Genomic DNA, 12,958 nt, shown 5'->3' with positions numbered 1-12,958 from the left:
ACTCCTCCTCATGAAGGATGAGGAGCCGTTCACCCTCGACGACCCGGCCAGGCTCAAGGCGCTGACCCACCCCATGCGGCGGCTCATGCTGCGCCATCTCAGCCTGCACGGCCCCGCGACCTCGACGACCCTGGGCGAGCTGCTCGGCGCCAAGACCGGCACGACCAGCTACCACCTGCGCCAGCTGGAGAAGTACGGGTTCGTCGAGGAGGTCCCGGAGCGCTCGGCGGGCCGGGAGCGCTGGTGGCGCCGGGTCGAGGGGACCCGGGACCTCCGGCTTCCCGCTCCCGACCGGCTCGCCCCGGAGGACCGCCCCGCGCTCGCCGCGTTCCACCGGGTCCGCTTCGAGGAGGACCGCGAGCTGTTCGAGCGCCTCCCCGAGGCCTACCTGCGCGACCCCGGCTGGATCAGGATGTCGCGCTCCACGGTCCGGCTGACCGGGGAGGAGTTCGAGGAGTTCTACGAGGCGTACATGGCGCTGCTGAAGAGATACGCGCGCCGGGCGGAGGACGCGCCCGCCGGCGCGCGGCCGCTGCACGTCCGGCTCTTCACCGTCCCCGCCGACGGAGGATGAGACCCTCCCCCACGGGCGGGGTCCCGGCGGAGGCCGCCGTCAGGAAGCGGTCCGGTCCTGCGCGGCCGGGGCGGCGAGCTCCTGCCGGGCGAAGGTGAGCGATCCGGCGAGGAGCACCGCTCCGGACAGCACGCCGCTGACGAAGGGCACCCAGGCGACGGCGGAGGTCGCCGCCATGATGAGCCCGGCCGTGCCGAGCAGGGCGAGGACCACGCCGACTACGAGGATGCTGCGCTGTCCCCAGACCGGCGCCAGGGCGACGAAGTGCACGCCGACGACGAACGCGATCCAGGCGACGTTGGTCTGCTCGGGCCGCTCCCAGACGCGGAGCACCGCGATCCCGCCGAAGAGCAGGACGGCCTCGGCGGCGACGATGAACGCGTAGCGCAGACCGAAGAAGCGTCCCGCCGCGCCCGGCCCGGTCGTGTCCGGCCCGGCGGCCCGCACGGCGCCGGTCTTGATCCGCCTGACGGCGAGGAACCACATGACGACGACGCCGGCGAGCCCCAGGACGGCGGCCCCCCGCAGGATCGCTCCGGCCGTCGCGTCCAGCGGGCTGTTCGCGTTGACGACCACGAAGACCGTCCCGAAAACCGCGCCGATCAGCATTCCGGTCAAGCGTTGCTGCATATCAAACCCCCGCAAAAATCTCAAAAGCACTAAACCGGAATGTTGTATGAGAATCCAGGACATCTCCGGCCGTCTGATGCCCCTTCAGCGCCGATCGGCGATGTTAACACCGGAAAACGTCAAAATCGAGGGCATAACAGCATTAATGCCGACATCCGTCAGCGGACAGGACCGCACTGCGTATCCCGTCGCGGAGCGGCGGAGCCCGGAGCGGGAATGTCGGCGCCGGGTGGCAGGATGCCGCACATGGCTGAGCGCAAGTACGGCGTGCCCGCACCCGAGACCCACAGTACGATCAGCGGCGAGGACTGGGACAGCGAGGACCTCGCCGACCGGTCCTACGAGCGGGTCGCCTTCGTCGACGTGGACATGACCGAGGCGACGAGCCGCGGCGCGGTCTTCACCGAGTGCACCTTCCGCAACGTCCGGTTCAACGCCTCCACGCACACCGAGAGCGCCTTCCTGAACTGCACCTTCACCCGCTGCACGTTCTTCGACGCCACCTTCACCGACTGCAAGCTCATCGGCAGCATGTTCGACGGCTGCACCTTCGACCTGCTGAAGGTCTCCGGCGGCGACTGGTCGTTCACCGGCCTGCCCGGCGCCGGTCTGCGCGGCGCCTCCTTCGGCGACGTGCGGATGCGCGAGGCCGACCTCACCGGGGCCCGGTTCGAGGGCGCCACGCTCCAGCGCCTCGACCTGTCCGGCGCGTGGCTGCACAGCGCCGACCTGACGGGCTGCGACCTGCGCGGCAGCGACCTGACCGCGGTGGACCCGCTCAACGTCACGCTGAAGAACGCGGTGATCGACGTCCCCCAGGCCGTCACGATCGCCACCGCGATGGGCCTGGTGGTGCGGTCCGCATAGGCGCCCGCGGGCCGCTCGGGGGCCGCGCCCCGGCCCGGGAGCGGCGGCGCAGGTTCCCGTCAGCGATCGGTAAGGGCCCGGTCAGCGCTCCCGCCGATGCTTCGGTCACGACGACCACACGGCAGGGAGCCCGCCATGCAGAACAAGAGCATCCTCATCTCCGGCGCGAGCATCGCCGGGCCCGCACTCGCGCACTGGCTGCACCGGTACGGCTTCGCCGTCACGGTGGTCGAGCGGGCCCCGGCGCTGCGCGAGGGCGGCCAGGCGGTCGACTTCCGGGGAGCGGCGCACATGGGCATGCTCCGGCGCATGGGCGTGCTGGAGGACATCCGCCGGCTGCGGACCGCCCCGGGCCCGCTGACCGTCGTCGACGGCGCCGGCACGCCGCTGGCGAGCCTGCCGCCGGAGTTCACCGGCGGCGAGGTGGAGATCCTCCGCGGCGACCTGAGCCGTCTGCTCTACGAGCGGACCCGGGACGACGCCGAGTACGTCTTCGGCGACTCCATCGCCTCCATGACCGAGACCGCCGGAGGGGTGGACGTCGTCTTCGACAGCGGCGCCCGCCGGACCTTCGACCTGGTGATCGGCGCCGACGGCCTGCACTCCAACGTGCGCAGACTCGCCTTCGGCCCCGAGGGGGAGTTCGTCCACCCGTCCGGCTACTACGTCGCGATCTTCACCATGGACGGGGACCCCGGCACCGGGCCGGGCACGCTGCTCTACAACGAGCCGGGAAGGAGCGCCTCGGTGGGCGGGGTGCACGGCCGTACCGACGCGGGGTTCGTCTTCACCACCCCGGAGCCGCTCGACTACGACCACCGCGACACCGCCCGGCAGAAGGAGCTCGTGGCCGCCGTCTGCGAGGGGATGGGCTGGCGGACCGCGCAGTTGCTGGACGGCATGCGGAAGGCGGACGACTTCTACTTCGACTCCATCAGCCTGGTCCGCATGGACCGCTGCACCGCCGGGCGCGTGGCCCTGCTCGGGGACGCCGGGTACGGCGCCACCTGCGGCGGCATGGGCGCCGGCATGGCCATGATCTCCTCCTACGTGCTGGCCGGGGAACTGGCGGACGCCGGCGGCGACCACCGCGTGGCCTTCCCCCGCTACGAGGAGGCCATCCGCGGCTACGCGAAGGCGTGCCAGAAGGTCGCGGCAGGCATGGGCCCGTTCATCGCGCCGCCGACCGAGAAGAAGATCCGGAGCCGGAACCGGGCCTACAAGGTGCTCTCCTCCCGCATCCTGTCGGTCCTGCTCAACCGGATGACCACCAAGGCGGCGAACTCGATCACGCTCAAGGAGTACGGGAGCGCGCGCAGCACGAGCGGCTCGCTGCGCTGACCGGCGCCGGCGGCACGGGCACGGCCGGCCCGCGGTCCGTGCCCCCGGCGACCGGCCGGGCAACCGCCGATTCCCCGGATCCCCGACATGTCGTTAACGCGTTCCAAAATCAGCCTCCGGCATCTGGCGGAACATATATTCCCGGGTTTACGGTGCGCACCATGACCACCGACAGGCGCTCGGCCCACATCCTCGACGTCCTCGTCACCGAGTTCGGCGACTCCATGAAGCTCGACCCGCCCGCCTTCCGGCGCAAGTTCCGCAAGATGGCCGCCTCCCCCTTCGCCTTCTACCGGGGCAGCGCCAGCCTGTTCTACGCGGACATGACGGGCGCGTTCGCCGACGAGGCGTTCCTGGACGAGCAGACCCGCCGGGTGTGGATCCACGGCGACCTGCACGCCGAGAACTTCGGCACCTACATGAACGCCTCCGGCGTCCTGGTCTTCAACGTCAACGACTTCGACGAGGCCTACGTCGGCCCCTACGCCTGGGACCTGAAGCGGTTCGCGGCCAGCGTCGCGCTGATCGGCTACGCCAAGGCGCTCTCGGACGAGGTGATCTCGGAGCTGGTCGCCGAGTTCGCCCGCGCCTACCTCGCCGAGCTGAACGGCATCGCGCACGGCGGCGACGACGCGATCGGCTCGCTGACCCTGAAGACCACCAGCGGCGTGCTCCACCAGGTGCTCCAGCGGGCCCGGCTCAACACCCGGGTCGCCCTTCTCGACCTGGAGACCACGGTCGAGAACTACGACAGGCGCTTCGCCGTCATGGAGGGCCGGTACCCGGTCGACGAGGAGACGCGGCAGGCGGTCGAGGCGGCCTTCCAGGACTACCTGACCACGCTCCCGTCGGTCTCCGAGGTCGAGCACCGGATCAAGGACGTCGCGCTGCGCAAGGGCGTCGGCATCGGCTCGGCCGGGCTGCCCTCCTACAACCTGCTGCTGGAGGGGCACACCGAGGCGCTGGAGAACGACGTCATCCTCTACATGAAGCAGGCCCAGGTCCCGGCGGTCGCCCGGCACATCACCGACGAGAAGGTGCACGGCTACTTCAGGCACCAGGGCCACCGCACCGCCGAGTCCCAGCGCGCCCTGCAGGCCTACGCCGACCCGTGGCTGGGCTACACCGCGCTGAACGGCGCCGGCCAGCTCGTCGCCGAGATCTCGCCGTACTCCGCCGACCTCGACTGGAGCGACGTCAACGAGCGCGAGGACCTCGCCTGCGTGATCCGCGACCTGGGTACGGCGGTGGCCCGCATGCACTCGGTGGCCGACGACGAGTCCAGCCACGACCTGGTCGACTTCTCCACCGAGGACGCGATCGTCAGGGTGATCGGCGGCGACGAGGAGGGCTTCACGAGCATGCTCGTCGGCTTCGCCCACGTCTACGGCGCCCAGGCCAGGGCCGACCACCAGCTCTTCGTCGACCTGTTCCGCAACGGCCGCCTGCCCGGCCTCTGAGCCCGCACCGGGTCCGGGGCCGGATCCCCCTCCAGGAATCCGGCCCCGGGGCGCCCGGCCGGCCTTCGCCGGCCGGGCGGGCTCAGGCCGGGGCCCGGCTCGCCTCGGCGAAGTGGCAGGCGACCCGGGAGCCCGCCGCGGCGGGCAGGATGGCCGGCGGCTGGGAGCGGCACCGCCCGTCGACCCCGGCCCCGGCCGCCAGCCCGCCGGCCAGGACCTGGCAGCGGGGGTGGAAGCGGCAGCCCCCGGGGATGCGGGTCGGGTCCGGAGGCTCGCCGCCCAGCACGACGGGCGCCGGCGACTCCGGGAGCACCGAGAGCAGCGCCTGGGTGTAGGGGTGGGAGGGCGCGCTCAGCACCTGCTCGACCGGCCCCGACTCGACGATCCTGCCGAGGTACATCACCGCGACGCGGTCGGCGATGTTCCAGGCCAGGCCGAGGTCGTGGGTGACGACCAGCGCGGACAGGCCCAGCTCGGCGCGGAGGCGCAGCAGCAGGGCGAGGATCTCGCCGCGGACGGAGGCGTCCAGGGAGGCGACGGGCTCGTCGGCGACCAGGACACCGGGGTCCAGGGCGAGCGCCCCGGCGATGACCACGCGCTGCCGCTGCCCTCCGGAGAGCTCGTGCGGGTACAGCGGGAAGAAGCGCTCCGGCGGGCGGAGCCCGGCCCGCGACAGCGCCGAGGCCACCCGCTCCCGCTCGCCGGGCAGACCGTGGATGCGCGGCCCCTCGGCCACCGCCTCGTAGACGGTGTGCCGCGGGTTGAGGGATCCGGTCGGGTCCTGCGGCACGAGCTGGACCTCGCGGCGGTAGGCCTTGAGCGCCCGGGTGGAGTAGGCCAGGGGCGCCCCGCCGTACCGGACGGTGCCCGAGGCGGGCCGTTCCAGGCCGAGCAGGGTGCGCGCCAGCGTGGTCTTGCCGCAGCCGGACTCGCCCACCAGCGCGACGATCTCGCCTTCGCCGACGGTGAGGTCGACGCCGTCCACGGCCCTGGCCCGCCGCCCGCGCGAGGCGAACTCCACGTGCAGGTCCCTGGCTTCGAGCAGGCTCATGCGCTCTCCTTCGCCGGCCGCGCGACCGGGTCCGCGGCCCCTCCGCCCGGCCCCGGCATCGCCTCCGGGTCCGGCAGGACGTGCACGCACGCGGCGGTGTGCGCGACCGCGGGCCCCCCGGAGGTGCGCGCGGAGCCGCCTCCGGCGGGCCAGAGCTCGACCTCCCGCCACGAGCAGGACGGCAGGGCCTCCGGGCAGCGCGGGTGGAAGGAGCAGCCTCCCGGCAGCCGCGCGGGGTCGGGCGGGTCGCCGCCCAGCCCGCGGGGCGCCAGCCGGGAGGCGCGGTCGCCGACCGTGGGGAACGCCCCCGCCAGCGCGCGGCCGTACGGGTGCCGGGCGCCGGTGAAGACCTCGCGCGACGGTCCCGTCTCGACCACCCGCCCGGCGTACATCACCGCCAGCCGGTCGCACGTCGCCGCCAGCACCGACAGGTCGTGCGAGATCATGACCAGGCCGATGCCCCGGTCCGCGATGAGCGAGCGGATGAGTGCGAGCACCTGGGCCTGGATCATCACGTCCAGGGCCGTCGTCGGCTCGTCGGCGATGATCAGACGGGGCGAGCAGGCCAGCGCCATGGCGATCATCACCCGCTGCCGCTGCCCGCCGGAGAGCTCGTGCGGATGGCTCCGGGCCCGCCAGGCGGGCAGGCCGACCTGCTCCAGCAGCTCGGCCACCCGGGTGCGGGCCCCGGCCGGGTCCGCCAGGCCGTGCACCAGCAGCGGCTCGGCGATCTGCGCGCCGACCCGGCGCACCGGGTTGAGCGCGTGCTGGGCGCCCTGGAACACCACCGAGGCCGACGCCCACCGCACCGCGCGCAGCCGCCCCCACGTCATGGTGAGCACGTCCTCACCGCCGAGCAGGATCTCCCCGCCCACCCGGGCCGACCTGGGCAGCAGCCGGAGCACCGCCATGGCCAGCGTCGACTTGCCCGAGCCGGACTCCCCCGCGATCCCGAGGGCCTCGCCCTCGGCCAGCTCCAGCGAGACCCCGCGCACGGCGGGCACGTCCCCGGCGGTGCTCCGGTAGGTGACCGCCACGTCACGCAGCTCCAGCAGCCGTCCCGGGGCCTCCGGCCGCGCCCCCGGCGCTGTCTCCGGCGCTGTCTCCGGTGCTGTCACGAGACCCCCCGCAGGCGTGGGTTGAGGACGGCCTCCAGCGCCCGGCCGCAGAGCGTGAACGCCAGGACCACCGCGACGATGCACAGGCCGGGAGGGAGCACGTACCACCACGCGCCGGAGGTGACCGCGCCCCAGTCGTAGGAGCCGCGCAGCATGCTGCCCCACGACGCCTGCCCCGAGTCGGCGCCGAGGAAGGCCAGGGTCGACTCCGTCACGATGGCGCTCGCCACCGTGAGGGTGGTGTTGGCCAGCACCAGCGGGGCCACGTTGGGCAGCACGTGCCGGGTCATGACGTGCCAGTGCCCGCCGCCGAGCACCCGGGAGCGCTCGACGTACGGCCTGGCCTCGACGGCCAGCGTCTGGGCCCGGATCAACCGGGCCGTCGAGGCCCAGGAGGTCACTCCGATCGCCAGCACGATCGTGGAGGTGCCGCCGCCGAGGATGGCCGCGAGCACCAGGGCCAGCACCAGCGAGGGCAGCACCAGGAACCAGTCGGTGATCCGCATCAGCACGGCCGAGGGCCAGCCCCGGAAGTGCCCGGCGGTGATCCCCACGACCGTGCCGATCACCATGCTGAGCAGCGCGGACAGGAACCCGATGAGGAGCGAGACGCGCGAGCCCCACAGGATCGTCAGCAGGATCGAGCGGCCCGACTCGTCGGTGCCGAGCGGGAACTCCGGACTCGGCGGCGCCATCTTCTCGCCCGTCGCCCTGGTCACGTCCAGGCCCGCCGGGTCGGTGACCAGAGGCGTGACCAGGGCCGCCAGGACGGCGGCGGCCAGGATCGCGGCGCCGTACAGCCCGGCCCGCTGCGCGCGGTAGTCCCGCCAGAACCGGGCCAGGGCCCCGCGGCGGCGCGCCGTCGCCTCGCTCATACCGCCTCCCCGCCCGGCGGCTCGGAGCCCGCGTTCGCGGACGCACCGCGCCCATCGGTTCGCTCGCTCATGCGGACCCCACCCGGGGGTCCAGGACGTGGTAGAGCACGTCGGCCAGCGTGTTCATGACGATCACCGCGACGCACAGGACCATGAACGTGCCCTGCATCACGGCGAAGTCCGGGCCCTTGATCGCCTCGTAGAACAGCAGCCCCAGGCCCGGCCAGGAGTAGACGGTCTCGGTGGTCACCGCGCCCTGGACCACCAGCCCGATGTGCAGGAAGACCAGCGTCACCGTGGGCAGCAGCGCGTTGGGCACGGCGTGCCGGCGGCGCACCTCGGCGTCGCGCAGGCCCTTGGCGCGGGCGGTGGTCACGTAGTCCTGGCCGATCTCGTCGAGCAGCGACGAGCGCATGACGACGAGGTACTGGGCGTAGACGACGGCGACCAGCGTGACGCACGGCAGCACCAGGTGGTGGGCGACGTGCAGCAGGTAGAGCGGGCCGTCGGGCGCGTCGACGTCCTCCATGCCCCGGGTGGGGAAGATGCCCGGGACCGGGCCCACGCCGGCCGCGAAGACCATCAGCAGCAGCAGGCCGAGCCAGAACGTCGGCACCGACCAGAGGGTGAGCGAGATCCCGGTGGAGAAGCGGTCCAGCCGTCCCCCGTGGTTCCAGGCGGCCCGGGTGCCCTGCCACAGGCCGAGGGTGACCGCGACGACCAGGCCGGTGCCGACCAGCAGCAGGGTGGGGCCGAGCCGCTCGCCGATGAGCTCGGCGACCGGGCGGCGGTACTCGTAGGAGGTGCCGAGGTCGCCCCGGAGCGCCCTGAGCACGAAGTCGAGGAACTGCTCCGGCAGCGGCCGGTCCAGCCCCATCTGGCGGCGGAGCAGGTCGAGCTGGTCGGGGGTGAGCGGCACGTCCCTGGTGTAGGCGACCGCCGGGTCCCCGGGGATCAGCCGGAACAGGAAGAACGTCGCGACGACCACCATGCCGACGCTCAGCAGCGCGCCGCCGAGCTTGGCCAGGGCGTACCGGAGCAGGCCCCGGCGGGCCCCGGGAGGACCGCCGCGCTCCCCGGGGCCCGCCGCCGGTCCGGCGGCGGGCTCGATCTCGGTGGGTGCGGCCACGCGCGCCTACCCGCGCCCCGCCCGGGCGGGTACGGCCGTGCGATCCGTCTGGTCCATGCGGCTACTCCCGGTCGTCCGCGGCGGCGCGGCGCCGCCTGGCCAGGAGATACCCGCCGGCGCCGAGGACCACCACCGCTCCCGCGACGATCCCGATGACCGCGCCCGCGGAGGAACCGCCCGCGGCCGGGCCGGCCGGGGTCGCCACCGCCTGGAGCGAGTAGACGGGCCAGTAGCCGCTGCCGCCGTACAGGATGCCCTTGTCCTCCGGGATCGGGGTGATCGAGGTGATCCGGTCGGAGCGGTAGCCCTCCAGGTTGTTGGGGTAGTAGAGGGCGATGACCGGGGCGTCGGTGTAGAGCTTCTGCTGCATCCGCCTGATCAGCTCGGCGCGCTTGGCCCGGTCGAGTTCGACGAGCTGCGCCTGGTAGAGCCTCTCGTACTCCTCGTCGCAGTAGAACGACTCGGTGCCGCCGCCCTCGCCGGCCGCCGTCGGCCGCCGGCTGCACAGGTGGGTGGCGAAGACCTCCTCGGGGTCGGGGTTGACCGACCAGCCGCTGATCGCGATGTCGTACAGCGCGGTGCTCCCGGTCTCCTCGGTGAACTTGTTGGAGTCGAGCTTGCGCGTGGTGAGGCCGATGCCGATGTCCTTGAGCCAGCCGGTGAGGAACTGGGCGAGCTTGTCCTCGACCGGGTCCTCGGTGTGGATGCTGAAGCGCATCTCCAGCTTCCGGTTCCCGTCGGGCATGGTGCGGATGCCGTCCGCGCCCTTCCTGTAGCCCGCGTCGTCGAGGATCTCGTTGGCCCTGGCCGGGTCGAAGGCGACGCGGACGTCGCCCTCGGCCTGCCAGAAGAAGTCCTTGTACATGGGCGGGACGATCGAGCCGTCGGCGGGCACGGCCAGGCCGTTCTGCACCTGCTCGACCAGGGCCTGCTTGTCGATGGCGTGGTGGATGGCCTGGCGCACCTTCGGGTCCTTCAGCGCCGGGTGCCCGTCGCCGATCTCCTCGCCGTCGGCGGTGGCGGCCCCGGGGTTGAGCTGCAGGTAGGACGCGCGGCGGCCCTGGGTGTTCCACTGCACGATGTCCGGGTCGCCGGCCAGGGCCTCGAAGTGCGGCCCGGCCAGCCGGCCGATCCAGTCGATGTCGCCCTTCTTCAGCCCGACGTTGGCGGCCTCGGGGTTCTCGTAGAAGATGACGTGCAGTTCGTCGATCTTGGGTGCGCCGCGCCAGTAGCCGGGGTTGGCCTTCAGCTTCACGTAGGCGTTCTTCTTGTGCTCGACGGCGATGTACGGGCCGTTGCCGACGGCCGGGTACTGCTCGGCCTCGAAGCCGGCGATGTCGCCGACCTTCTCCCAGACGTGCCTGGGCATGATCGGGATCGGCAGCTCCAGCATCGAGGCCTGGGGCTTCCTGGTCGTGATGACCAGCGTGCGGTCGTCGCTCGCGGTCACGGAGGCGAAGTTCTCCACCGCCGGGCCGTTGGCCGTCTTGGCCCCGTCATCGGTCATGATCTTGTTGAGGGTCCACGCGGCGTCGTGCGCGGTGACCGGGGCGCCGTCGGACCACTTCGTGTCCCGGATCTTGAAGGTCCAGGTCAGCTTGTCGGCCGAGGTCTCCCAGGACTCGGCCAGGTCCGGGCTGGGCGCGAGGGTCTTGGAGTCGGGGGTCGTCAGGTAGGCGTACATCCACCGGTGGACCGAGGTCGAGACCACCCGGACCGCCAGGAAGGGGTTCATCGAGTCGATGGCCTGGATCGCCCCCAGCCGGACGATCCTCTTGCCCTCCGCGGGCTCCCGCAGGACCTGCGCCTGCGCGGAGGTCGCCGGGAGAGCGGCGAGCGACAGCGCCAGGCCCAGCGCCGCCAGCCGCGCACCCAATCTGGTCATGGTGGTCCTCACCTTCCAACCAGCGAACCGTTGTAGTCGAAGTCACACCCCGCCGGGACCCCGTGTCAACGAGCTGTGGAAGATTGTTTCACTCTTGTTTCTTTTATCGGCATTATTTTTCACCCTCCATGAGCTTCAGAACCGACCAGTCGGTATGGACGCGCCCGCGGCCGTACGGCATGCTTACCGAACATGAGTCTGTTCTCCGTGGAAGGTAAGACAGTCGTGGTCACGGGCGGTTCCCGCGGGATCGGCCGGATGATCGCGGCGGGGTTCGTCGAGGCCGGGGCCACGGTCTACATCTCCTCGCGCAAGGCCGCCGAGGTGGAGAAGACCGCCGCCGAGCTGGGCTGCGTCGCCGTACCGGCCGACCTGTCCACCGCCGAGGGCGTCGCCGCGCTGGTGGAGGCGGTCTCCGCCCGCGAGGACCGGCTGGACGTGCTGGTCAACAACGCCGGGGCGACCTGGGGGGCGCCGCTGGAGGAGTACCCCGAGCACGCCTTCGACAAGCTCTGGGGGGTCAACGTCAAGGGCGTGTTCTACCTGACCCAGCGCTTCCTGCCGCTGCTGCGCGCCGCCGCCTCCGCCGAGTCCCCGGCCCGGGTGATCAACATCGGCTCCGTCGACGGCATCCGGGTGCCCGCGCTGGAGACCTACGCCTACTCCACCACCAAGGCGGCCGTGCACATGCTCACCCGCCAGCTCGCCCACCGGCTCGCGGCGGAGTCGATCACCGTCAACGCGATCGCGCCGGGCCCCTTCGAGTCCAAGATGATGGCCTTCGCCCTCGACGACCCGGGAACCCGCGACGCGATCGCCGCCAGTGTGCCGCTGGGCCGGATCGGCAGCCCGGAGGACATGGCGGGCGCCGCGATCTACCTCGCCTCACGGGCGGGCGCCTACCTCACCGGCGCAGTGATCCCGGTCGACGGCGGCATCACCACCCACGGATAGCCCGGGCCCCCGGACAGCTCTCCGATACCCTCACGCCATGATCGAAAAGGTGAAGGTCGCAGTCGTCGGCGTGGGGAACAACACGTCGGCTCTGGTCCAGGGGATTTCCTTCTATCGCGACACCGGCAGTCTGGCGGGCATCCGCCGTCCGCAGATAGCAGGACTGGGCGTCGGCGACATCGATTTCGTCGCGGCCTTCGCCGTCTCCGGCGACAAGGTGGGCAAGGACCTCCACGAGGCGATATTCGTGCCGCCCAACAACTTTCCCCGCCTCACCGCGGAGATGCGCCCTTCAGGTGTGACGGTGCAGCGTGGACTCGTGGACTCGGCGGAGGTCGAACGGGTGGCGCACGCGGTGGAGGGCGCGGAGGTGCTGCTCTACTCCGCGCCGAGCGGCAGGCCGGACACGGCCCGGGCCTATGCCGAAGCGGCTCTGGCGGCGGGGGCGGCGTTCGTCAACACCACGTCGGACCCGATCGCCCGGGAGCCGTTCTGGCTCAAGCGTTTCGAGGAGGCCGGCCTGCCGCTGCTCGGCGACGACCTGGCCAGTCAGTTCGGCACCTCAGTGGTGCATCACGCACTGCTGCGGCTGCTCGAGGAACGCGGCCTCACCCTGGTCAGCTCTTACCAGGTCAACCTGGGGGGCACCGAAGATTTCCGCAACCTGGTCGAGAACCCGAACACCAAGCAGCAGTCCAAATTGAATGCCCTGGGGTCGGACAAGGTCCAGGTGGCTCCCCTCGGATATCTGCCGCAGCTGAAGTCCCAGAAGATCGCCCACCTCAACATCGAAGCGCAGGGCTGGGGCGGGACGGCGGTGAGCCTGGATGTGCGGCTGCAGGTGCACGACCCGAGTGGCGCCGCCGGCGTCAACATCGACCTGATCCGCCTGGCGGCCACCGCCCTGCGGTCGGGGCGCGGCGGCTACCCGGCCGAAGCGGCATCGCTCCTGAAGTCTCCACCCGGGACGGCGATCTGACGACCGACGGGCCGATGTCGCCGGACACCTGCGGAATCCCCGCCATCCAGACGGTGACGGGCCGGCCACGCTTGAACGGTCCCAGCCACCCGTCA

Annotated in this window: 12 protein-coding genes; 6 read left to right on the top strand and 6 right to left on the bottom strand. The window is 72.0% G+C overall.

Annotation, left to right across the window (positions count from 1 at the left end):
- The first annotated feature begins 10 nt into the window (after window positions 1-10).
- Window positions 11-574, top strand: a complete 564-nt coding sequence (locus FHS22_RS24490) for an ArsR/SmtB family transcription factor (protein WP_184945230.1) — start codon at window positions 11-13, stop codon at window positions 572-574.
- Between the two features lie 39 nt (window positions 575-613).
- Here the strand turns inward: FHS22_RS24490 and FHS22_RS24485 are convergent, their stop codons facing one another.
- On the bottom strand, window positions 614-1,192 hold the full coding sequence (locus FHS22_RS24485; protein WP_221474041.1) for a hypothetical protein: 579 nt from the start codon (window positions 1,190-1,192) through the stop codon (window positions 614-616).
- Window positions 1,193-1,450: 258 nt separating this feature from the next.
- On the opposite strand from FHS22_RS24485, the gene FHS22_RS24480 reads away from it, so the two are divergent.
- The 3 genes from FHS22_RS24480 (at window position 1,451) to FHS22_RS24470 (ending at window position 4,872) form a co-directional block, all read left to right on the top strand.
- Window positions 1,451-2,071, top strand: coding sequence for a pentapeptide repeat-containing protein (locus FHS22_RS24480; RefSeq protein WP_184945226.1), 621 nt, complete (start codon window positions 1,451-1,453; stop codon window positions 2,069-2,071).
- Between the two features lie 135 nt (window positions 2,072-2,206).
- Entirely contained in the window at window positions 2,207-3,412 is a 1,206-nt protein-coding gene (locus FHS22_RS24475; RefSeq protein WP_184945224.1) for an FAD-dependent monooxygenase, read from the top strand.
- A 161-nt stretch (window positions 3,413-3,573) separates the two neighbouring features.
- A complete protein-coding gene (locus FHS22_RS24470; protein WP_184945222.1) occupies window positions 3,574-4,872 on the top strand; it encodes a DUF2252 domain-containing protein in 1,299 nt (432 codons plus the stop codon).
- Between the two features lie 82 nt (window positions 4,873-4,954).
- Here FHS22_RS24470 and FHS22_RS24465 read toward each other — a convergent pair whose 3' ends face one another.
- The 5 genes from FHS22_RS24465 to FHS22_RS24445 all read right to left on the bottom strand — a co-directional run bounded on the left by FHS22_RS24465 (window position 4,955) and on the right by FHS22_RS24445 (window position 10,930).
- Entirely contained in the window at window positions 4,955-5,923 is a 969-nt protein-coding gene (locus FHS22_RS24465) for an ABC transporter ATP-binding protein (protein ID WP_184945220.1), read from the bottom strand.
- Window positions 5,920-6,978, bottom strand: a complete 1,059-nt coding sequence (locus tag FHS22_RS24460; RefSeq protein ID WP_221474061.1) for an ABC transporter ATP-binding protein — start codon at window positions 6,976-6,978, stop codon at window positions 5,920-5,922. Before FHS22_RS24460 ends, FHS22_RS24465 begins: the two co-directional genes overlap by 4 nt.
- Before the next feature lie 59 nt (window positions 6,979-7,037).
- Window positions 7,038-7,916: an ABC transporter permease gene (locus FHS22_RS24455; RefSeq protein ID WP_184945218.1), complete on the bottom strand. Its 879-nt coding sequence runs from the start codon at window positions 7,914-7,916 to the stop codon at window positions 7,038-7,040.
- 67 nt (window positions 7,917-7,983) lie between these two features.
- Entirely contained in the window at window positions 7,984-9,045 is a 1,062-nt protein-coding gene (locus tag FHS22_RS24450; protein WP_184945216.1) for an ABC transporter permease, read from the bottom strand.
- A 61-nt stretch (window positions 9,046-9,106) separates the two neighbouring features.
- A complete protein-coding gene (locus FHS22_RS24445) occupies window positions 9,107-10,930 on the bottom strand; it encodes an ABC transporter substrate-binding protein (protein WP_184945215.1) in 1,824 nt (607 codons plus the stop codon).
- Window positions 10,931-11,137: 207 nt separating this feature from the next.
- Here FHS22_RS24445 and FHS22_RS24440 point away from each other — a divergent pair, with 207 nt between their 5' ends.
- Entirely contained in the window at window positions 11,138-11,884 is a 747-nt protein-coding gene (locus tag FHS22_RS24440; protein WP_476704283.1) for a glucose 1-dehydrogenase, read from the top strand.
- 37 nt (window positions 11,885-11,921) lie between these two features.
- Window positions 11,922-12,863, top strand: a complete 942-nt coding sequence (locus FHS22_RS24435; protein ID WP_184945211.1) for an inositol-3-phosphate synthase — start codon at window positions 11,922-11,924, stop codon at window positions 12,861-12,863.
- The last annotated feature ends 95 nt before the right edge of the window (window positions 12,864-12,958 follow it).

The sequence above is a fragment of the Thiemannella venezuelensis genome, from assembly GCF_014203605.1.
Lineage (GTDB): Bacteria > Actinomycetota > Actinomycetes > Streptosporangiales > Streptosporangiaceae > Planomonospora_A > Planomonospora_A venezuelensis.
The sequence above is the reverse complement of the archived record's forward strand: the minus strand, read 5'-3'. Positions and strand labels throughout refer to the sequence as shown.